Annotated in this window: 20 protein-coding genes; 8 read left to right on the forward strand and 12 right to left on the reverse strand. The window is 65.1% G+C overall.

The features are described from left to right. Positions 1-6: 6 nt before the first annotated feature. From AC3WL7_RS14920 to AC3WL7_RS14930, 3 genes are all read right to left on the reverse strand, one after another. Positions 7-399 carry a type II toxin-antitoxin system HicB family antitoxin gene (locus tag AC3WL7_RS14920; RefSeq protein WP_079222349.1) on the reverse strand — a complete coding sequence of 131 codons (393 nt, stop codon included), beginning with the start codon at positions 397-399 and terminating at the stop codon, positions 7-9. A 130-nt stretch (positions 400-529) separates the two neighbouring features. Further along, a complete protein-coding gene (hutC, locus tag AC3WL7_RS14925; RefSeq protein WP_200734233.1) occupies positions 530-1,258 on the reverse strand; it encodes a histidine utilization transcriptional repressor HutC in 729 nt (242 codons plus the stop codon). Positions 1,259-1,289: 31 nt separating this feature from the next. After that, the gene (locus AC3WL7_RS14930; protein WP_492751211.1) at positions 1,290-2,660 is read right to left on the reverse strand and encodes a formimidoylglutamate deiminase; all 1,371 of its coding nucleotides are present in this window, start codon (positions 2,658-2,660) and stop codon (positions 1,290-1,292) included. Between the two features lie 67 nt (positions 2,661-2,727). On the opposite strand from AC3WL7_RS14930, the gene hutI reads away from it, so the two are divergent. The 7 genes from hutI to AC3WL7_RS14965 all read left to right on the forward strand — a co-directional run bounded on the left by hutI (position 2,728) and on the right by AC3WL7_RS14965 (position 14,011). Then, positions 2,728-3,951 (forward strand): imidazolonepropionase, encoded by a 1,224-nt coding sequence (gene hutI, locus AC3WL7_RS14935; RefSeq protein ID WP_492751213.1) that lies wholly within the window; start codon positions 2,728-2,730, stop codon positions 3,949-3,951. Further along, a complete protein-coding gene (gene hutH / locus AC3WL7_RS14940; RefSeq protein WP_492751215.1) occupies positions 3,948-5,489 on the forward strand; it encodes a histidine ammonia-lyase in 1,542 nt (513 codons plus the stop codon). The genes hutI and hutH overlap by 4 nt, the downstream gene beginning before the upstream one ends. Next, positions 5,486-6,340, forward strand: a complete 855-nt coding sequence (gene hutG / locus AC3WL7_RS14945) for an N-formylglutamate deformylase (protein WP_492751217.1) — start codon at positions 5,486-5,488, stop codon at positions 6,338-6,340. Before hutH ends, hutG begins: the two co-directional genes overlap by 4 nt. Beyond that, positions 6,337-8,004, forward strand: a complete 1,668-nt coding sequence (gene hutU / locus AC3WL7_RS14950) for a urocanate hydratase (protein WP_492751219.1) — start codon at positions 6,337-6,339, stop codon at positions 8,002-8,004. Before hutG ends, hutU begins: the two co-directional genes overlap by 4 nt. A 228-nt stretch (positions 8,005-8,232) precedes the next feature. Next, complete coding sequence (drt3a, locus tag AC3WL7_RS14955) at positions 8,233-9,489, forward strand: antiviral reverse transcriptase Drt3a (protein ID WP_492751221.1); 1,257 nt, start codon at positions 8,233-8,235, stop codon at positions 9,487-9,489. Further along, positions 9,482-11,464 carry an antiviral reverse transcriptase Drt3b gene (gene drt3b / locus AC3WL7_RS14960; protein ID WP_492751223.1) on the forward strand — a complete coding sequence of 661 codons (1,983 nt, stop codon included), beginning with the start codon at positions 9,482-9,484 and terminating at the stop codon, positions 11,462-11,464. Before drt3a ends, drt3b begins: the two co-directional genes overlap by 8 nt. 426 nt (positions 11,465-11,890) lie before the next feature. Continuing rightward, on the forward strand, positions 11,891-14,011 hold the full coding sequence (locus AC3WL7_RS14965; RefSeq protein WP_492751225.1) for a TonB-dependent receptor family protein: 2,121 nt from the start codon (positions 11,891-11,893) through the stop codon (positions 14,009-14,011). Positions 14,012-14,052: 41 nt separating this feature from the next. Here AC3WL7_RS14965 and AC3WL7_RS14970 read toward each other — a convergent pair whose 3' ends face one another. The 3 genes from AC3WL7_RS14970 to AC3WL7_RS14980 are packed head-to-tail and all read right to left on the reverse strand — an operon-like array spanning position 14,053 to position 15,838. After that, entirely contained in the window at positions 14,053-14,835 is a 783-nt protein-coding gene (locus AC3WL7_RS14970) for a hypothetical protein (RefSeq protein ID WP_492751227.1), read from the reverse strand. Continuing rightward, positions 14,832-15,212 (reverse strand): VOC family protein, encoded by a 381-nt coding sequence (locus AC3WL7_RS14975; RefSeq protein WP_492751229.1) that lies wholly within the window; start codon positions 15,210-15,212, stop codon positions 14,832-14,834. The genes AC3WL7_RS14970 and AC3WL7_RS14975 overlap by 4 nt, the downstream gene beginning before the upstream one ends. Before the next feature lie 44 nt (positions 15,213-15,256). Next, on the reverse strand, positions 15,257-15,838 hold the full coding sequence (locus tag AC3WL7_RS14980; RefSeq protein ID WP_492751231.1) for a TetR/AcrR family transcriptional regulator: 582 nt from the start codon (positions 15,836-15,838) through the stop codon (positions 15,257-15,259). A 69-nt stretch (positions 15,839-15,907) separates the two neighbouring features. Between AC3WL7_RS14980 and AC3WL7_RS14985 the strand changes: the two genes are divergently transcribed. Then, complete coding sequence (locus tag AC3WL7_RS14985) at positions 15,908-16,453, forward strand: thioesterase family protein (protein ID WP_079222360.1); 546 nt, start codon at positions 15,908-15,910, stop codon at positions 16,451-16,453. Positions 16,454-16,462: 9 nt separating this feature from the next. On the opposite strand, the gene AC3WL7_RS14990 is transcribed toward AC3WL7_RS14985, so the two are convergent. From AC3WL7_RS14990 to AC3WL7_RS15015, 6 genes are all read right to left on the reverse strand, one after another. Beyond that, the gene (locus tag AC3WL7_RS14990) at positions 16,463-16,930 is read right to left on the reverse strand and encodes a hypothetical protein (RefSeq protein WP_492751234.1); all 468 of its coding nucleotides are present in this window, start codon (positions 16,928-16,930) and stop codon (positions 16,463-16,465) included. Positions 16,931-16,945: 15 nt separating this feature from the next. Then, complete coding sequence (locus tag AC3WL7_RS14995; RefSeq protein ID WP_492751236.1) at positions 16,946-17,749, reverse strand: SGNH/GDSL hydrolase family protein; 804 nt, start codon at positions 17,747-17,749, stop codon at positions 16,946-16,948. After that, positions 17,746-18,165: a hypothetical protein gene (locus tag AC3WL7_RS15000; RefSeq protein ID WP_079222365.1), complete on the reverse strand. Its 420-nt coding sequence runs from the start codon at positions 18,163-18,165 to the stop codon at positions 17,746-17,748. The genes AC3WL7_RS14995 and AC3WL7_RS15000 overlap by 4 nt, the downstream gene beginning before the upstream one ends. Positions 18,166-18,258: 93 nt before the next feature. After that, entirely contained in the window at positions 18,259-20,646 is a 2,388-nt protein-coding gene (locus AC3WL7_RS15005; RefSeq protein ID WP_492751238.1) for a GH92 family glycosyl hydrolase, read from the reverse strand. A gap of 137 nt (positions 20,647-20,783) precedes the next feature. Next, positions 20,784-21,125 carry a hypothetical protein gene (locus tag AC3WL7_RS15010; protein ID WP_492751240.1) on the reverse strand — a complete coding sequence of 114 codons (342 nt, stop codon included), beginning with the start codon at positions 21,123-21,125 and terminating at the stop codon, positions 20,784-20,786. A gap of 18 nt (positions 21,126-21,143) precedes the next feature. Further along, positions 21,144-21,470: a hypothetical protein gene (locus AC3WL7_RS15015; protein ID WP_492751242.1), complete on the reverse strand. Its 327-nt coding sequence runs from the start codon at positions 21,468-21,470 to the stop codon at positions 21,144-21,146. Between the last annotated feature and the right edge of the window lie 179 nt (positions 21,471-21,649).

Consider the following 21,649-nt stretch of genomic DNA (forward strand, 5'->3'; position numbering starts at 1 on the left):
GCGGCTTCAACCCAACGCGGCAAGGTGGGCGATGTAGCTTGAACGCGATTCGCCGGCCGCCTTGGCCTGCGCATCCAACCTTGCAAGGATCCGCCGCGGCAGGCTGATGTTGACCCGCTCGACGGTATCGTCCAACAGGGCTGGATCAATGTTGATGTAAGCAAGAATCCAGTGCGTGCCGGTGGCAGCTTCGGCCACGAGCTTCTGCGGCGCAGACGGCGTCGGGATGGAGTTCCCCGCATCCAATGCGGCGTCAATCCAGGCAAGCGCGGCCTCCTCCGCCGAACTGAGCGCTTCATCAAGCGTGTCGGCAGCAGAGAAACAGCCCGGCAGATCGGGCACGACCACGCCCCAGGCTGTACGTTCGTCACCGGCTTCGATCAAGACTGGATATCGCATGGGACCCGCCTGACACCGCGTCAAAGGCACGCTAAACGCCCGTGCGCCGTTGCGGAAGAGGCGGACGCGACAGTCCACGTGCCCCGACGGAGCAGCCGAGCATGGCTCGGCGCTACAGGGAACGCGCGACTTACCGCGCGCCCGGCGCGAAACGCGCCACCAGGTCCCAGGCATCGCCCAGGAACATCTGCCGCACGCGGGTGATGGGCTGGTCGCCGCGCCAGGTCAGGCGCTCGATCACCAGGCAGGCGGTACCCGGCTTCACCTCAAGCAGCTTGGCCGCGGCCGCGTCCGCGCCCCACGCGCTGATGCGGTGCTGGGCTCGGGTCCAGGACACGTTCTGCAGCAGCCAGCTGCCCGGCGCGGTGGTGCTGAAATCCACCTCCAGCACCTCGGGCACGCCCACCGGGCTGATCAGGCGGTGTTCCAGCGCCAGCGGCCGGCCGTCGGCCAGGTGCAGGCAGCGCATCGCCAGCAACGGCTCAGCGCCGGCCAGCTCCCTCTCGCCGGCATTGCCGGGCTCGGCCAGGCGCAGGTCGCGCTGCAGCAGCTGGTAGGCGTACTGGTGGCCGCGCGAGCCGACTTCCATGGCGATATCGGGAATCTCCAGCGCCACCTGTTCCAGGTGCGGGGGCTGCCGCGCCACGAAGGAACCGGCACGGCGGCGGCGCTCGATCATGCCGCTCTCGGCCAGCGCGGTCAGTACCTTGTTCACCGTCATCCGCGAGCAGCCGTACTGCTCCATCAGCTCGTGCTCGTACGGGATGCGGAAACCCGGCGCCCATTCGCCGCTGAGGATGCGGCTTTCCAGATCGCTGCGGATACGCTGGTTGAGCGTGGCGGACTTGCTGGCCTTCACGGGTGTGGGGGTCTCAATGAGCGGGAGGCGGTCAGCCCAGCACGCCACGCAGGGCAGCGGCGAAGGCGGTGGTGATGGCCTCGCGCTGCAGGTGGCGGCCGTCGGCCACGACCTGGCGGCCATGGCGCCAGACCGAACGCAGCGCGCCATTACGTGCAGCGAAGACCCAGCTGTCAAGCCATGCGTCACCGTGTCGCACCTGCAGCGCCGGGTGCGCGGGGTCCAGTTCAAGCAGATCGGCGCTGGCCCCGACCTGCAGCCCGGCAGCCACGCCCAGCGCCTGCGCGCCGCCGTGCAGGGCACCGTCGAACAGGAAACGGCCGCTGCTGCGCGAGGCATCCGGGGCCAGCACGTTGCGCCCACGCAGGGCCAGGCGCTGGCCGTACTCGAGCAGGCGCAGCTCCTCGGCGGCGTCGATCAGCACGTTGGAATCGGAGCCGACGCCGAAGCGCCCGCCTTCGCGGGCGAACGCCTGCATCGGGAACAGGCCATCGCCCAGGTTGGCCTCGGTGATCGGGCACAGGCCGGCCACCGCCTTGCTGGCCACCATCTGCGCGCGCTCGGCATCGGTGATGTGGGTGGCGTGCACCAGGCACCAGCGCGCATCCACCGCCGCGTGTTCGTACAGCCACTGCACCGGCCGCTGGCCGCTCCAGGCCAGGCAGGCCTCGACCTCGCGCACCTGCTCGGCAATGTGGATGTGTACCGGGCCGGTGGTCAGCGGCAGCAACGCATCCAGTTCCTCGCCGGTGACCGCGCGCAGGCTGTGCGGGGCAATGCCCAGCACCGCGTCGGGCAACGTGGACAAGGCGGTCTTTGCCCCCTCAAGCAGCCGCGCGAACCCGTCCACGTCGTGGATCAGCCGGCGCTGCGCGGGATTGGGCGGCGCGCCGCCAAAATCGGCGTGGGCGTAGAACACCGGCAGCAGGGTCAGGCCGATGCCGGTCTGGTCGGCGGCGGCGGCGATGCGCGCGCTCATCTCGGCCCGCAACGCGTAGGGCTGGCCGTCAGCCTGGTGGTGCAGGTAATGGAACTCGCCGACCCGGGTGAAGCCGCTTTCCAGCATTTCCATGTAGGCCTGGGCGGCGATGGCCTGCACCGCCTCGGGGCGCAGGTGGGCCAGGAAGCGGTACATCAGCTCGCGCCAGCTCCAGAAACTGTCGCCGTCACCCCCGCCGATCTCGGTCAGGCCGGCCATGCCGCGCTGGAAGGCGTGGCTGTGCAGGTTGGGCAGGCCCGGCAGCAGCAGGCCGACGCGGGTATCACCGTCCTGCGCGCCCTGCCCCGCGTCAATGCGGGCGATGCGGCCGCCCTGCACCTGCAGGCGCACATCGCGCGCCCAGCCTTCGCCCAGCAGGGCGTGGGCGGCATGGAAACTCTGCGGGGAACGCGAATCGGACATGGCTGGACAACCCGAAATGGACGCCTATATTGTATAGACATATAAGCACAGCCGCGTTGTGGATGCCATGCAAATCGATACTCTCTGGTCCAACGTCCACCTGATGACCCTCGATGGCCCCGGCCTGGGGATCATCCGCAACGGCGTGCTGGCCTGCACCGAAGGGCGCATCGTCCACGTCGGCACTGCCGGCAGCGACGCGCACCTGCGGCCGACCACCCGCATCGATGGCGAAGGCCGCTGGATCTCGCCGGGCCTGGTCGACTGCCACACCCACCTGGTCTACGCCGGCAACCGCGCCAACGAGTTCGAACAACGCCTGCAGGGGGTCAGCTACGCCGACATCGCCCGTGCCGGCGGCGGCATCGTCTCCACCGTGCGCGCCACCCGCGCCGCCTCGCCGCAACAGCTGGCCGACGAAAGCCGTCCGCGCCTGCTGGCCATGCGTGCCGAAGGCGTGACCACGGTGGAGATCAAATCCGGCTATGGCCTGACCCTGGACGATGAGCGCAAGCAGCTGCAGGTGGCACGCGCCCTGGGCGAGGAATGCCGGGTGACCGTGGTGCCGACCTTCCTCGGCGCGCATGCGGTACCCCCGGGGCGCGAGGCCCAGGATTACACCGACGAAGTGTGCAACGTGATGATTCCGGCCATCGCCGCCGATGGCCTGGCCGAAGCGGTGGACGTGTTCTGCGAGAACATCGCGTTCTCGCCCGCGCAGGCACGCCAGGTCTTCGAAGCCGCACGTGCCAACGGGTTGGCGGTGAAGATCCACGCCGAGCAGATGAGCAACCAGCATGGCGCCGAACTGGCCGCCAGCTTCGGCGCGCTGTCGGCCGACCATATCGAGCACCTGGACGATGCTGGCATCGCCGCGATGGCCGCCGCTGGCACCGTGGCCGTGCTGCTGCCCGGCGCCTTCTATTTCACCCGCGATACCACCCTGCCCCCGATCGCCGCGCTGCGTGTGGCCGGCGTGCCGCTGGCCCTGGCCACCGACAGCAACCCCGGCACCTCGCCGCTGACCAGCCCGCTGCTGGCGATGAACATGGGCGCCACCCTGTTCCGCCTGACCGTGGACGAATGCATCGCCGGCTTCACCCGTGAAGCGGCGCGCGCGCTGGGCCATGGCGAGCGCATCGGCCGCCTGGCGGTGGGCATGGACTGCGACCTGGCTATCTGGGACATCGACGCGCCGGCCGACCTGGTCTATCGCATGGGATTCAATCCGCTGCACGCGCGCGTGGTGCGCGGGCAGCCCGACCTGCCTGCTTCCTGGAGCAACACATGAGCAACACCCTGGTTCTTCGCCCCGGCCATGTCACCCTCGCCCAGTGGCGGCAGGTCTACCGCGGTGCGCCGCTTGCACTGGACCCGGCTGCGCTGCCGGTGGTGCGCGCCAGTGCGGCGGCGGTGGCCGCCATCGTCGCCAAGGGCGCGCCCGTGTACGGCATCAACACCGGCTTCGGCAAGCTGGCCAGCGTGCGCATCGAGCGCGAAGACCTGGCCACCCTGCAGCGGAACATCGTGCTTTCGCATGCTGCCGGCGTGGGTGAGCCGATGCCGGCCAGCGTGGTGCGGCTGATGATGGCGCTGAAGCTGGTGAGCCTGGCCCAGGGCGCTTCGGGCGTGCGCGAGGAAACCCTGCTGCTGCTCGAAGCGATGCTGGTGAAGGGCGTGCTGCCGGTCGTGCCGGCACAGGGCTCGGTCGGTGCCTCCGGCGATCTGGCGCCGCTCTCGCACCTGGCCAGCGTGATGCTGGGCGTGGGCGAGGCCTTCATCGGCGACGAGCGCCTGCCGGCGCTGGATGCACTGGCGCGTGCCGGCCTGCAGCCGGTGGAACTGGGTGCGAAGGAAGGCCTGGCGCTGCTCAACGGCACGCAGTTCTCCACTGCGTATGCGCTGGCAGGCCTGTTCGAGATCGAGACCGTGTTCCAGGCCGCGCTGGTCACCGGCGCGCTGTCGGTGGAAGCGGCGAAGGGTTCGGACACGCCGTTCGACCCGCGCATCCACGCCATCCGTGGCCAGCGCGGGCAGATCGCCACCGCCGCCACGCTGCGCTCGCTGATGCAGGGTTCGGATATCCGCGAATCGCACCGCGACAACGACGTGCGCGTGCAGGACCCGTACTGCCTGCGCTGCCAGCCGCAGGTGATGGGCGCGGCGCTGGATATCCTGCGCCAGGCCGCGACCACGCTGGAAATCGAAGCCAATGGCGTGTCCGACAATCCGCTGGTGTTCACCGATACCGGCGAAGCGCTGTCCGGCGGCAACTTCCACGCCGAGCCGGTGGCCTTCGCTGCCGACATGCTGGCGATGGCGGTGTGCGAGATCGGCTCGATCAGCGAGCGCCGCCTGGCCATGCTGGTGGACCCGGCGCTGTCCGGCCTGCCGGCGTTCCTGACCCCGCGGCCCGGCCTCAATTCGGGCTTCATGATTCCGCAGGTGACCGCCGCCGCGCTGGTCTCCGAAAACAAGCAGCGCGCCTACCCGGCCAGCGTTGACTCGATCCCGACCTCGGCCAACCAGGAGGACCACGTCTCGATGGCCGCGCACGGCGCACGCCGTTTGATGCAGATGGCCGAGAACGCGGCCAACGTGATCGGCATCGAGCTGCTGGCCGCCGCGCAGGGCTGTGATTTCCACGCGCCGCTGCGCTCCAGCGCTGCGCTGGAGACCGTGCGCGCCACCCTGCGCGCGCAGGTGCCGACGCTGGAAGAAGACCGCTACTTCCACCCGGACATGGTGACCGCCACGAACCTGGTGCGCAGCGGCGCGCTGGCACAGGGCCTGGGTGAACTGCTGCCGACCGTGGAGCCGCAGGCATGAATGCCCAGCCCGAATGGCTGACGGTGCACGAGGGCGATGCCCCGTTGATCGTCAGCTTCCCGCATACCGGCAGCGAGCTGCCGCACGAGCTGATGGGCGACTACCACTCGCCGTGGCTGGCACGGCGCGATGCCGACTGGTGGGTGCACGATCTCTACGACTTCGTCCGCGGCATGGGCGCCACCACCGTGCGTTCGGCGATCTCGCGTTCGGTGATCGACCTCAACCGCGACCCCAGTGGCGTGTCGTTGTACCCGGGCCAGAACACCACCGGCCTGTGCCCGCTGACCACCTTCGACAACCAGCCGCTGTACCACGCCGGGCGCGAGCCGGATGACGCGGAGATCGCACGGCGACGCGACACGTATTTCCTGCCCTACCACGATGCGCTGGCTGCGCAGATCGCGCGCCTGCGCGCGCGTCACGGCACGGTGGTGGTGTATGACGCGCATTCGATCCGCTCGCATATCCCGCACCTGTTCGAGGGCGAGCTGCCGCAGTTCAACCTCGGCACGGCCGGCCCGTCCGGTGCGCCGGACACCTCCTGCGACAACGCACTGAGCGATGTGGTGGAAAACCTGCTGAAGATCAGCGGCATGAGCCAGGTGCGCAACGGCCGCTTCAAGGGCGGCTGGATCACCCGCCACTACAGCGACATCGCCGGCGGCGTGCACAGCCTGCAGATGGAGCTGGCCTGCCGTGGCTACATGCACGAGCCCCTGCCCGACCAGGTGGACGAGCACAGCTGGCCCACCCCGCTGGACCCCGACCACGCCGCACCGCTGCGCCACACCCTGGCGCAGGTGCTCAACGCCTGCCTTGAATTCGCTACCAACCGGAGCGCCGCATGACCCGCAACGACCCGAGCCGCACCATCATCGCGCCCACCGGCACCACGCTGAACGCCAAGAGCTGGCTGACTGAAGCGCCGCTGCGCATGCTGATGAACAACCTGCACCCGGACGTGGCCGAGCGCCCGCAGGAACTGGTGGTGTACGGCGGCATCGGCCGCGCCGCGCGTGACTGGGAAAGCTTCGACGCCATCGTCGAAACGCTCAAGCGCCTGGACGACGACCAGACCCTGCTGGTGCAGTCGGGCAAGCCGGTCGGCGTGTTCCGCACCCACGCCGATGCACCGCGCGTGCTGATCGCCAATTCCAACCTGGTGCCGCGCTGGGCCAACTGGGACCACTTCAACGAGCTGGATAAGAAGGGCCTGGCCATGTACGGCCAGATGACCGCTGGCAGCTGGATCTACATCGGCGCGCAGGGCATCGTGCAGGGCACCTATGAAACCTTCGTGGAAATGGGCCGCCAGCACTTCGGTGGCGACCTGACCGGCAAGTGGCTGTTCACCGGTGGCCTGGGTGGCATGGGCGGCGCACAGCCGCTGGCCGCGGTGATGGCCGGCGCCTCCTGCCTGGCCGTCGAATGCCGCAAGAGCAGCATCGACATGCGCCTGCGCACCGGCTACCTGGACACCTGGACCGACAACCTGGACGAAGCGCTGCGCCTGATCGATGAAGCCTGCAAGGCCGGCACGCCGACGTCGGTGGGCCTGCTCGGCAACGTCGCCGACGTGCTGGCTGAACTGCTGGAGCGCGGCATCCAGCCCGACCTGCTGACCGACCAGACCTCCGCGCACGACCCGGTGAACGGCTACCTGCCACAGGGCTGGACCGTCGAGCAGTGGGACGAGAAGCGTGTCTCTGCGCCGAAGGAAGTGGAAACGGCCGCGCGCGCCTCGATGGCCAACCACATCCGCGCCATGCTCGGCTTCCATGCACTGGGTGTGCCCACCGTGGATTACGGCAACAACCTGCGGCAGATGGCGCTGGAAGAAGGCGTGGCCAATGCCTTCGATTTCCCGGGTTTCGTGCCGGCCTACATCCGCCCGCTGTTCTGCCGTGGCATCGGCCCGTTCCGCTGGGCCGCACTGAGCGGCGACCCGGAAGACATCGCCAAGACCGATGCCAAGGTGAAGGAACTGATTCCCGACAACCCGCACCTGCACCGCTGGCTCGACATGGCCGCCGAGAAGATCAAGTTCCAGGGCCTGCCGGCGCGCATCTGCTGGGTGGGCCTGGGTGATCGTGATCGACTCGGCCTCGCCTTCAACGAGATGGTCGCCAACGGCGAACTGAAGGCGCCGGTGGTGATCGGCCGCGACCACCTGGACAGCGGCAGCGTGGCCTCGCCGAACCGCGAAACCGAAGCGATGGCCGACGGCTCCGACGCTGTGTCCGACTGGCCGCTGCTGAATGCCCTGCTCAATACCGCCAGCGGCGCGACCTGGGTGTCGCTGCACCATGGCGGCGGCGTCGGCATGGGCTTCTCGCAGCACGCCGGCATGGTGATCGTCTGCGACGGCACCGGGGCAGCGGCGAAGCGGATTGGCCGCGTGCTGTGGAACGACCCGGCCACCGGCGTGATGCGCCATGCGGATGCGGGGTATGAGATCGCGGTGGAATGCGCGAAGGAGAAGGGGCTGGATCTGCCGGGGATTCTGGGCTAGAGCTACACGACTTCGAATCTCAATAATGCGGGCAAATGAACTCAGCCGATGCTGCTATTCACAATGCTTCGCGGGCAGACAATTCGCTACGATCCATTGGTAACAGGTCGTGCACGTGTTCATCAATGAACCAAATCGGTGACAATACCGCGATATACGGCGCAAGCTAAACCAACCCAACCTTTCCGCCAGCCTCAAAGACAACGGACGAACGTAGGGAATCACGACATGCATCGCTCGGGTTTGATCGCACACAACATTAGGAAGGAAGTTCGAAGGATCGACTTCTTTCTCGAACCGCACCTGAAAGACCCCGAGCATCTGTCCCAATCAATTGAAGATGCAGTCCGGCTCTTGGCAGCACCATCGAAGCTCTCGTCCAAGATTGCTTATGCCCACTCCGGCGGAAAGTCCGTTGCCCGAGCGACTGACCACGCCTCAACCATAGCCCTCAGGATGCTTAATCGAGGACTGCATGACAAACATCGAGTGCCGGGCAATCGAGACGATATCGTACTCGCACTAAAGGCCGTGATTTCGGAACAAGTTCCTTTCTTGATTATAAAACTGGATGTCAAGAGCTTCTATGAATCTTTTACAGCCGACTATGTTTTGAACCACTTGGTCGATAGTAGAGCAATATCCTCCAGCACCAGAATCGCGATCAAATCAATCATTGACAACCATGTCGTCCTTGGCAACTCGGGGTTGCCCCGTGGACTCGTGATAAGCCCAACCTTGGCCGATTCCATGATGCGTGAATTTGACGCGCAACTGCACTCGAATCCGAAGGTCTTTTTCTACAGGCGCTTTGTAGACGACATCGTCGTCATCATGAACTCCGGGGCGAACAGTTCATCATCGATTTCGGACTTCGAGACCCTCCTTCCGAACGGACTGAAGTTCAAGGAAACAAAAAAGACCGTCCTTGCATTTGAAAAATGCAAGCCAAAAGAAAATGCAACAGGAAAGGCAACCAAGTTTCTATCATTTAACTATCTTGGATACGCATTTCACTGTGCCAACGCTGATCACAACTACCGCGCCGACCAGACACGTGACGTTTGGCTCGATATCGCAGAAAGCAAGATCACTAGAACAAAGACTCGACTGATGAAGTCATACCTAGATTTCATCAGGACATCTGATTTCGACTTGTTGGAACGCCGAGTTCGACACCTTACGAGCAACATTAGCCTCCAAGACAGAAGCAAAGGAATCACTAGACTTTCGGGAATACATTTCAATTACCCTCTAATCGACTTGGAGAGGAGCAAAGCCCTCCCCGAGCTCGACAGATTCCTTAGAAACACGCTCCATTCGACCAAAGGTCGCATCTTCTCGAAGTTGTCGAGCAAGCTGTCCACATCTCAGAGAACTCAACTGTTGCGCCACAGCTTCTATTCGGGAGCAAGGTTTAAACGCTTTTACCAATTCAATCCAAAAGAGTTGGCGCGAATCCAGAGGTGCTGGAAACATGAGTAAAAAGACCAAAGTCAAGGTGCGGAAGTCCGATAAGTTTAGATCACTTGTAACGGAAACCTCTCCCGCCGAGACGCCAATTGTCTTCTCGAACGACGGCCTCTACCTGCGCGCAATCAAGAACAGCTCTACCTCTACCGGCTTATCAGAAAGCGTCTTCGATAAGCTAATAAAGCAGGAGGGACAGGACCTTTGGCACATCCCATATTCCTACAAAATCAAGAAGAACGCGCTATCACACCGACAGCTATCGGTCCCTCACCCTGGGTCACAGTGGAGGATGATGGATTTTTATAGTAGATACTCTTCGCTCATTACAAACTACACCAGCCGAAGTACATCGAGTCTCAGGGCACCAAAATCAATAGCCGGATCCTACTTCACAAGATCCAATGAAGAAGGTGTGTCTCGTTATAAGAGATCACAGGTATCAATCGACACCTTGGACAAGCATCTTTCGCACAGCCCTTCCTACTTCTCGTATTTCGGCCATGGCAGGCTTTACAAATTCTTTGATTCCAAGGAGTTCATTGAATTAGAGCGCCGACATTCACACCTATGGATGCTGGATGTCGCAAAGTGCTTTGACAGCATCTACACGCACACAATCTTGTGGGCAGTAAAAAGTAAAGAGTTCTCCAAAGAAAATATCAGGCTTCAGTCCTTCGGAAATGCATTTGACGCGCTCATGCAGAGCGCAAACTTCGGCGAGACCAGCGGGATATTGATCGGACCAGAAGCAAGTCGAATATTTGCAGAGATAATACTTCAACAGGTCGACGTTAGAGTAAAAGCAAAACTCAAAACTCAAAATTTGGTGGACCGGGTTGATTTTGAAATTCGGCGGTATGTCGACGACTACTTCATATTTGCGAACGACCCCAGCATTTCACGACGCATATTTGCAGAAATCGAGTCCGAACTCACATTACTCAAACTGAGCGTGAACGACAGCAAGGTCCGCAAATACGAGCGCCCTTTCATGACCGAGAAGTCGAAATCAATACTCGACTCGAAGTCCTTGCTTTCAGCATTTGTCAGCAAGTTCACCAAAAAGACCAAGGCAAACTCAAATGGTCTCCGCTCAACCACAATCTACAAGCATGACCGCCTTTTCCTCAGCTTCTGCAATGACGTCAAGTCTTGCTGCTCGACGAACCAATGCGGGTATGACGAGGTCTCCGGATACCTCATTTCAGGTTTAAAGAATCGTGCAATCTACCTCATGGACTCATACCCAGAGGAATTCAACACAAATAAAGGTGACGAAAAAGAACTCACGCACGACACATATGAAGCTCTCGCGCTAATCATAAAATGCGTTTTTTTCCTATATAGCGTCGCCCCTTCCGTTACCGCGTCGTATAAAATCTCCATGCTGATTGTTGTGATCAGCCGATTCTCTAAACAGCACCTTCCTCAGTATGCGCAAGCGCTTTCGACCGCTCTACTTGGTGAAGCGACGGTCGCGATAGATCGATCAGTGATTGAGCCACGCACAGACGGATTTATTGATCTAGAGACCCAGAACATTCTCCTTGCCGTTAGCGAATTCAGCGACGAACTCAGCATCAGCCCAAAAGCACTAGAGAAGGCTTTTATTAACTCCAGCCGCCCCGCCTCTTATTTCAATCTAGTGACCGCCATTTACTACATCAAATCGGGACCAACCTTTTCAACCCTTAGAAAATGGGTGTGCGACGGCGTCGACGACATACTCAGCCGATCAACTAGCTTCAGCAAGGACTCCGAGAAGGCACTCACTGCATTGGATTTCATTGGATGTCCACACATAGATATCCAGCGCCGCCTAAGCTGGGCCAAGTCCCTGCTGACTGCCCTGGATCTTCCATCAACTGACCCAGCGGCTTTGGCCGAACTAGTCAAAGACTTCGAATCTCTACCATGGTTTGTTGACTGGAGGGAGATCGACCTCCTCAACCTCCTTGAGAGGAAGGAGTTGCGCGTCGTTTACTGATTGTGCAAGGATTCATTGACGGCGGGGTGGCCAATAGGCTTTGTCGGATTTCTCTACTGCGGCGCATGGTTTCTGTGCTCCGGAGGGCGGCATTCGTGTCGCACACACTATTGAGATGAGGCCACCCCACCGTCTTGCAGATCTCCCATGATGATCTGACTCGTGGTCTGAAATTCCTTTCCCTGTTCACTTCAGCGATTTCTCTCGTCCGATCGACCGGTGCCGGTGCTCGCCACCTCCCAACGACCCGGCTGAAGCTGCGTACGGCAACCATCTATCAGCGATGCCCACCTGACGCCCCTGTCCCGGCGCCCCCAACGTACAGGGTGACGACGCGGGCGCAACCTGTTAACTTGCGCGACTTAATTTCGGTTGACAGAGCATGGCCTGCCATCCGCCGCCCCGGTCCGCCTTGATGTCAGACGCATGCCCACCTCCCGTTCGCTGCACCGTCCCACCCTTTCCCTGCTGGCCCTGGCCGTTGTCGCCACGCTGACCCATCCCGCCTTGGCCGCCCCGGCGGATGCCCCGACCACTCTCGGTGCGGTCAAGGTCACCGCCGCCAGCGACGTCGAACGGGCCCGCGCCGCGCTCAAGCGCGTCCCGGGTGCCGGCAACGTGGTCGACCTGACCCGCGCCAACGACCGCCTGTCCAGCAGTGCCGATGTGCTGGCCTTCCAGCCGGGCATCAGTGCGCAGTCGCCGGGCAACGAGGGCACCAAGGTGTCGATCCGCGGTTCGGGCATCAACCGCGGGCCGGGCGCGCATGCCTCGGGCATCGCCGTCTCCCTCGATGGCCTGCCGCTGACCGGCCCGGGCGGCACGCCCTACGAACTGTTGGAACCGCTGTGGCTGTCACGCGTGGAAGTCCTGCGCGGCGCCAACGGTTTCGAGCGCGGCGCGCTGGCACTGGGCGGTGCCATCGACTACGTCAGCCGCAGCGGCCGTGATTCGGCCGGCGTGCAGCTGCATTACGAAGCCGGCAGCCGCGGCTACCAGAAGCGCGGGATAAGCTGGGGCGGCATCAGTGGTGATGTCGACTACTTCCTGGCCTACACCGACAGCGAATTCAACGGTTACCAGCGCCACGCGCGCGGTGATGGCAAGGGCGCGATGGCCAACATCGGCTGGCAGGTCACGCCCGATCTGCAGACGCGCTTCTTCGTGCGCTACCGCGAAACCAACCACGAAACGCCCGGGCGCCTGACCCGCGAGCAGATCCGCAACGACCCGCGCGCGGCCAACCCGGCCAACCTGGCCATCGATGCGCGCCGTCCGCAGCCGGGCAGCACCTGGATCGGCAACATGACCACGCTGCAGATCGACGAGGATTCTTCGCTGCAGGCCGGGCTGGTCTACCACACGTACCCGATGGACCTGGGCGAGAGCCTTTACCGCCAGCAGCTGGACTACGCCGACCTCAACGCCACGCTGGACTACCGCCATCGCCACACCCTGTTCGGCCGGGACAGCGAAACCACCGTCGGCCTGCGCGTGGCCCACGACCTGGATGCCAACGTTCGCGAGTCGCTGCGTTTTGCCAGCAATGGCTATGCCGCCGGCACGCGCACGCGCGACTTCCGCCATCTCGGTACCAACAGCACGCTGCACATCGGCAACAACGTGGCCGTGAATGATCGCCTGCGTGTGCAGACCGGCCTGGCGCTGATCAACACCCGCAGCGATGTGCAGGTAACCTGGCCCACCAGCGGCGGCCGCCTGCGCGACCACGACTGGGACTACGCGCCGCGCCTGGGTTTCACCTGGCAGCACAGTGCGCAGACGCAGTGGTTCGGCAACCTCAGCCGCTCGGTGGAAGCGCCGCACCCGTGGTCGATGATCTGGGGTTCGAACCAGTTCTTCGGCGAGGGCAACGGCCCATCCACCGGCCGCCAGAGCACGCCGGTGGCGATGCAGAACCAGACCGCCACCACGCTGGAACTGGGCGCGCGCGGCGAAGCGGCACTGGGCCGCTGGGAACTGACCGGCTACTACGCACACGTCAACCACGAACTGCTGAGCGTGGAGCTGCAGCCGGTGCCGAACCTGTTCGTGGCCGAGAACAACGCCAGCCCCACCGTGCACCGCGGCATCGAGGCCGGCCTGGACAGCACGCTGTGGCAGGGCGCACCGGGCCGACTGTCACTGCGCCAGGCCTACACCTTCAGTGATTTCCGCTACCGCCATGACACGCGCTTCGGCAGCAACCGCCTGCCCGGCCTGCCGCAGCACAGCTACCAGGCCGAACTGCGCTTCGACCATGCCTCCGGCCTGTACGCCGCACTCAACACCGAGTACGCCTCGCGCATTACCGTGGATTACGCCAACAGCTACTGGGCTGACAGCCATGTGATCTTTGGCAGCCGCATCGGCTACGACGCACCGGGCGGCCGCTGGCAGGCCTGGGCGGAAATGCGCAACATCGGCGACCGCCACTACGCCGCAACGGTGACGCCGGGCTATGACGATGCCGGCAAGGATGTCGCCCGCTCCACGCCGGGCGAAGGCCGGGGTGTTTACGCGGGAGTGCGTTGGCGCTTTGATTGAGCGGCAATCGCCGGCCCGCACGTGCAGGCGCACCCGGGAAACTACAGCGCCTGCACCACCTGCATCAGGCTGACCGCGCCCGGCGCCAGTTGCTGCGCCACCCAGCCCAGCCCGGCGAAGAACACCAGCAGGCCCAGCAGCGGCCAGAACGTGTGCGACAGGCACAACCGCCACCAGCCCTGCGCACCCATGCCCTGCATGCGCCGGTACAGGCCGCCGACAATCGCAGCGTCCACCAGCAGCTCGGCCATCAGCACCGGCGCCGACCACACCACCCAGGCACTGGCCAGCAACACGCTGGCCACCAGCGCGAGAATGCCGAGCACGGCCAGCAACGGCAGGCCGGCCTCGTGCTCGGTGGCGGCATCGAGCAGGGATGCGCCGTCGCTGTCCATGACCGAGGCGGCCGAGGCCTCGCCCCAGGATGCCGACGCGCCGCCACCGCCGGAGTGACCGCCGTTGCCGCCCCAGGAAGGACCGCTGCGCGGCGTACTTCCACCACCGCCAGCATTGCTGGCGACTTCGCCGGCCCCGTCCGCCACCGCATCCCAGCGCCAGCGGATCCAGATCCACATCAGCAGCAGGAACACGGCGTAGGCCAGCAGCACCGCCAGCGGGTAACGCAGCAGCATGCTGTCCAGACCGGCCAGCCGCAGCACATGCGAGGCCAGGAAGCCCGCGCCGCCGGTCAGCAGCACGATCAGCGCCATCTGCAGGCGCGGCCATCCCTGGTGCTGCAGCTGCCGCCGCGCACGTGCGACTTCGCTGCTGCGGGTCATCGGCAGCTTCAGCGCGCTGCCGCCGAAACGCCTGGTCCGCTTCATGCCGGCAGCGCCTTGGTCACCGCTTCGATGTGATGGCCATCGGGGTCGACCATGAACGCCGCGTAATAGGTATCGCCGTAATCGGGGCGCAGGCCGGGCGCACCGTTGTCACGCCCTCCGGTCGCCATGGCCGCTGCATGGAAGACGTCGACAGCCATGGCAGAGTCGGCGGCAAATGCCAGATGGAAGCCCGGGCCCGGCGGCGTGGCATCGTCGCGCAGCTTCAAGCACAGCGCGTCTTCATCGCCGGCCACGCCGTAGCCGATCGCAGTGTCATCCTCGAACACACGGCGGTAACCGAGTGCGGCGAGCACTGCGTCGTAGAAGCGACCGGCGGCATCCAGATCACGGACGCCGAGGGAAAGGTGGTGCAGCATGCGGACATCCTTGCCTGGCAAGCGTGGGTACGTTCGGGTCGATTCTAGCGTGCAGGTGGCGCGGCCGCCGTCAGCAGCTGCGCGGCTACCTGGTCGAACGGGGCGATGTCCTGCAGCGCGCGACTCATGGCCACCGCACCTTCCGCGCTGGCGATGACAAGACTGGCCAATCCGGCCGCCTGCTCCGGCGCGTGCCCATCGGCGAGGAAGGCCTGGGCGAGGTGCCCCTGCCAACGCACGAACACCTCGGCGGCGGCCGCGCGCGGCTGGCTCGCTACGGCGTCGACCGGCTCTTCCACTGCCGCGGCCAGCACCGGGCAGCCGGCACGGAACTGCGAGCGCAGCAGGCGCTCGCGCCACATCGCCAGGAACTGCTGCAGGCCCTGCACCGCGCCGTCGCGCAGCAGCTCCACCAGCAGGGCCTCCACTTTGTCGCCGGCCATGTGGGTCGCCCTGGCCAGCAGTTCCTGCTTGCCCCCCGGGAAGTGGTGGTAGGTGGAGCCCAGCGGCGCTTCGGCCAGCTTGGTCACCTCGCGGATGCTGGTGGCATTGAGCCCTACCCGCGCCAGCATCTGGGCGGCGGCATCGATCACACGCTGCGGGGCTTCGGACGCTCGCGGGCTCATGCCGCTCTCCTTGCTAGGACAGTCGTCATAGATTAGCGTATCGGTTGTTCTATAACAGTCGTCATAACCATGAATCTCTGGTTCCGCCTGCTCCACCTGCTGCTGTGCAGCCTGTTCCGGCCGAAGCTGCAGGCCCCGTTCGGGGTTTCGCGTTTGCCGTTCCGCGTGCTGCCCAACGATCTGGACAGCAACCTGCACATGACCAACGGGCGCTACTGGAACATCTTCGACCTCGGCCGGCTGGACCTGATCCTGCGCATGGGCCTGGGCAAGGTGGCGCTGCGCGAGAAGTGGGCGCCCATCGTCGGCGCCGGCACCATCCAGTTCCGCCGCGAGCTCAAGCCGTTCCAGCGCTTCACCCTGGAAACGCGGCTGGCCGGCTGGGTCGGCACGCGGATCATCATGGAACAGCGCGTGCTGGTCGGGCCGGAGCAGAAAGTCGTCACCCGTGCCCTGCTGGTCACCGGCATCTACGACCGCCGTGCACGCAGCTTCGTGGGCATGGAACGGATGATGGCAGCCATCGGCTGCGATACGCCGCCGTCGCCGCCATTGAGTGCGGCCGCCGAAGCGCTGCTCGCCGCCGATGCGGCACTGAAGCGCGACGACGACTGAGCGGACGCTTTAGAGCGCCTTCCGGAGCACGTCCTTCAAGCGCCGCTTGTGCGATTCCACCGCGTTCCAGTTCCAGTCGCACACCGGCGGAATATCCAGCGCGCCCCGCTCCCGGCCCAGTGCAGCGCGCTCGGTGAGGGCGTGCACCTTCGCGGCGCAGTTGGCATCGACGGCCATCGGCAGCAGGATCGAGATCAGCCCCCAGCCGGAGACCGTGAAGCGCGCAGATTCACCGCGCACGGTGTCGAACGGACGCACGCGCACGGCACCGCCCATGTCCGCGTACTGCACGCCTATCAACAGCATGCCGCCGGACACCCACTGCAGGGCCCGGCCATGTTCGCAGAGCGCCTCGGCCGACGCGTAGCGGCGCGGCTGGTCGCCGGCGCTTGAATAGAGCTCGGTGACCAGCACCGGGCTGCGCTTGAACACGGCGCGCGCCACGGTCTCGACCAGCCTGTTGGAAACAGCTGCCATGCCCAGCGAATGCGATCAGCGCGCGCCAGGCGGCGTGGCGGCCAGCGCGCGCTCGATGGCGCGCTCCGCCAGCGGTGCCATCACGGCATAGCCCTTCGCCGTGGGATGCACGCCATCGGCCGCCAACGCAGGATCCAGTCCACCGGCCGCATTGGCCATGGCCGTGTAGTAATCCAGGTACACCAGCCCCTGTGCATCGGCATACTGCTTGAGCGCCGCATTCAAGGCGCGCACCTTCGGCGCCGGTTCGATGCCGGGCATCCACGGGTACTCGCTCACCGGCAGCACCGAGGCCAGCACCACGGCGATGCCGTGTGCACGGGCCAGCTCCACCATCGCGTGCAGATTGTCCTCGATTATCGCCTGCGTGCTGGGCCCGGTGTTGCCCGCGATATCGTTGGTGCCGGCAAGAATGAGCACCACGTCCGGCTGCAGAGCGATGACGTCCTGGCGGAAGCGCAGCAGCATCTGCGGTGTGGTCTGCCCGCCGATGCCGCGGTTGAGGTAACCCTTGCCGGGGAAGAACGCCGCAGGATCTTTTTCACCCCAGCCCTGGGTGATCGAATCGCCATAGAACAACACGCGTGGCACGCCGGCCTGCTTGGCCGGTACGCGCGCATTGGCCTCGCGGTAGCGGGCCAGGTCGGGCCAGTCGGACAGGCGCTGCTGCAGGTAGCGCACCTCATCCGGGGTGACCTGGTCGACCGGTTTCACCAGCAGTGGATTGACTGCCTGCGGTGGCTGCGCCTGCACACAGGACGTGGTCATGGCGAGGGCCAGGGCGGCAGCGCAGCATCGGGCGTGAAGGATGTGGCTCATGAATTTTCCAGAAGGAACTGGCTGATCTCGCGCCGCAGATCGAGGTCGTCGGTCTGCCGTGCGGCTTCGTCGGCGCGCAACGCGAACTCGTAGCCGCGCTCCTTTTCACCCTGGTCGATGTGGCGCCGCGCCAGCTCCAGGCAGATCGACGCTTCGCCTTCGATCACGCCCAGCTGGCGCGCCTGTTTCAGCGCGCGTTCGTAGTAACCGATCGCTACGCCACTGTCGCTGGTGAAGTCGCCCAGGGTTTCCCACAGGAACGGATGGTCGCGGCCTTCCACCGCCATCGCATCGCAGTACTGCCGCAGTTCGTCATGCAGCCGCCACTGGCTGCGGGTATCACCGTGGGTGCTGGCATTGGCCATTTCGACCGCCACGCCCAGTACGTGCTCGTACACGTCCTGTGGAATTTCCATGGGAACCTCCTGCCGCTTGGATCTTGCACGGTCAGGCTAGCACGGCCGGGTGGTGCCCGGCCGTGTGGTGGTTCATCCACGCAGGGCGTGGATTCAACGGGGGCCGTGCGAAGGCGGTACGTCCTGCGCGCCCCACTGCTCGTTCTTCGTGGTGCCCAGCTCGAAGTCCAGCGTGCCGCCGCGCTGCACGAAACTGGCGGGCAGCCAGCTCGCGTTGCTGGCCTTGCCATCCACCTGCAGCGACTGCACGTACGGCGCATCCATCGCTGCGCCGCGCGCACGCACCACGATCTTCGCGCCCGGGCGGGTGATCACCGCTTCGGTGAACAACGGGCTGCCGACCACCAGGTCCGCGCGGCCCGGGTACACCGGGTACAGGCCCAGTGCCGACCACACGTACCACGATGACATCTGCCCGAGGTCATCGTTGCCGGGCATCCCCTCAGGCGTATTGGTCCAGATCTGGCGCATCGCCTGGCGCACGGTTTCCTGGGTCTTCCACGGCTGGCCCAGGAAGTTGTAGAGCCACGGCGCGGCGATGGACGGTTCGTTGTCCAGCTCGGCGTGCAGCGGGCCGGACTTGGTCACTGCCCACCCACCGTCGGGCTTGCGGAAGAACGCGTCGAGCCGCGCGATGCTGGCCTCGCGGCCACCGAGCGCCTCGAACAGACCGGCCGGATCGAAGGGCACCATCCACAGGTACTGGGCGCCGCTGCCTTCGACGAAGCCATCGTCGGCCGCCGGGTCGAACGCCGGCCAGCTGCCATCGGCGTTGCGCGGCTGGATGTAGCCCTGCTGCGCGGTGGCCTTCGGGTTGTAGAGGTTGCGCCACCAGCCGGAACGCTCGCGGAACTGCTTTGCGCCTTGCGCATCGCCGGCCGCCAGGGCCAGCTCGGACAGGCCGAAATCGGCGCTGACCATTTCCAGCGTGTCGGCCGCACTGCCCCAGCCCGGCGCACCTTCCGGCATGTACTTCAACGCCAACCACTGGTCCAGGCCCGGGCGCTGGCCCACGCACAGCACCGGGCAACCGCGCTTGTCCAGGTCGCGCGCGGTGGGCACGGTGGCGGCCTTGTTCAGCGAGGCGTAGGCGCGCTGCAGGTCGAAGCTGCGGCCGCCAAAGGCATGGATGGCCGCCACGGACGGCGGCGACGGATCGCCGTTCATCACCCCGGTGGCACCGGTGATATGCGTCCAGCGATCCCACACGCCGCCATTCTGGTCGGCCTGGTTCAACAGCGACTGCGCCACGTCAGAGCCCACCTGCGGCTGCAGCAGGGTCAGCAGCTGCAGCTGCGAGCGGTACACATCCCAGCCCGAGTAGTTGGCGTACTGCGCCTGCTGTCGTTTGGACAGGCCATGCACCTTGCCATCCATGCCGCGGTAGCGCCCGTCGCCATCGCTGTGCAGGTTGGGCGCCAGCATGGCGTGGTAGAGCGCAGTGTAGAACACGGTGCGCTCGTCGGCCGTGCCGCCCTGTACCCGCACCTGGCCCAGCAGTTCGTTCCACTTCGCACGGGTGGCCGCCTGCGTTGCAGCCACCGTCGTGCCCTGCGGGCTCTCACGGCGCAGATTGGCCCGCGCGCCGGCTTCATCCACGTACGAAATGCCGATGCGTGCGGTCACCTGCGGCGTGCGCTTGGCATCGAAACTGATCCATCCGCCCGCGCCCTTGCCGGCCGGCGGGTGGCCCTTGCTGCCATAGGTGGTGCCACCACCGCCCTCGCGCGCGCCGGCCTGCACCGTGTCGTCGCGCCAGGTGCCACCCACCTCGAACGGCTGGTCGAACTCGGCGACGAAATGCAGGGTGTAATAGCTTTCGCGGCGGTCCTCGGCGAGGTAGCCGCAGAAGTTGCCGCTGGTGACCGAACCGCGCACGGTGCGCGTGGCCGGGTCGATGATGATCGTCGAATCGCTGCTGCCCACTTCGCTGTCGGACGTGCGGAACAGCAGGTTGGCCGGCTTGTCGGCCGGGAACTGGAACTGGCCCACGGCCGTGCGCGCGGTGGCCGCCAGGCTGACGGCCACGCCGTTGTCCAGGGTGAGCGTGTAGGCGCCGGGGCTGGCGGTTTCCTTGGCGTGGTCCAGCAGGCTGGTATAGCGCACGCCGGCATCGGCGGATGAGGGCGACAGCTCCACTGGCAGGGTCACTGGCATCAGCGGGATATCGCCGCTGGCGCCGGTGCAGCCGGTGCCATTGACGTGGGTCAGGCTGAAACCACGCACACCGTTGCTGCGCCACTCGTAGCCGCCGGGTGCGGCGATCGGGAAACGCTTGCCCGGCAATGCGGTCATTTCCGGGCTGAAGGCCACCATGCCGAAGGGCACCGTCGGCCCGGGGTAGACGTTGCCGGCATTGGTGGTGCCGATGAACGGATTGACCTCGGCGGCCAGGTCCTGCGCAGGTGCCCTGGCGGCCAGCAGCGGCAGCGGGGACAGCGTCAGTACAGCGGAAACGACGACCAGCAACGAACGGGACATCGACAACTCCAGTGGAAGGAGGCACCCACGCGCCTTGAACCGCTGAGAGTAGTACGCGGCCGGACAGCCGGCGACGGGCCGGAGGTCATGGTTACCGGTACAGGGTCACGAACCGCAGCCTTCTGCTGGCGCGTCAATCAGAACAGCGTGCCCAGCTTGAACAGCGGCAGATAGGCCGCGAACAGGGCCACCGGCGTCGCCAGCATCAGCGCGATACAGCCGATCAGCGCCGACGTGCGTGCCCGCCCCGCCAGCCAGGTGGCAACCACCGCCAGCGGTGCAAGCCAGACCAGCCCGTAGCTGCCTGCAAAGACCTGGGTGATCACGGGCAAGGGCTGCCCCGCTTCGGCGAAACTCTCAACGAACTGCGGTATCGCAAACCGGCCCAGCACCGTGCAGCCCACTGCAGCCACGCCACTGCACAGCAGGCCGATCAGCAGCCATCCGATTCCGGTACGACCGGTTGCAGCAGATGTCATGGCGGTATCCGTGGCCGGTCAGTAGGTGCCTTGTATGTACGGCTGCCCCGCCTGGGTGGTGCCGATGATCATCGCCACCGATTGATCGTCCTTGTGGAAGCCGGCCGAACACACGGCATCGCGGCCTTGCCCGCATTCGATCTCGGGGAAGTCCGGCAGTGCGGCCTGCGCTGATTCCGGCGGCGTGACGCGCCAACCGGCCGCATCAAGCAGGCGCTTGGCCTTGGCATAGGGCATGCCAGCGGTAATGCCCAGCGCGGCCAGTTCACCGGTCAGCTCCTGCGCCGGCGCGATGTCCGGTGCGATGGCCAGTGACAGGGACACAGCAAGAACGATGGCTTTCATTGGACGCATCCGTGGCGAACACCAGAGCTGCAGCGTACCGCAGCTTTGCGGCAACGCAATGGCAGGGCCTTTGTAGAGTCGAGCATGGCTCGACTCTACAAGGGCAGTCGAGCAAGCTTGTATGTTCCTCCCGGCTCCCACGAGGTATGTAGGAGCCAGGGTGGAGGGACCGTCAAGCA

Source organism: Stenotrophomonas sp. FW305-3-2-15-E-LB1 (assembly GCF_058787375.1).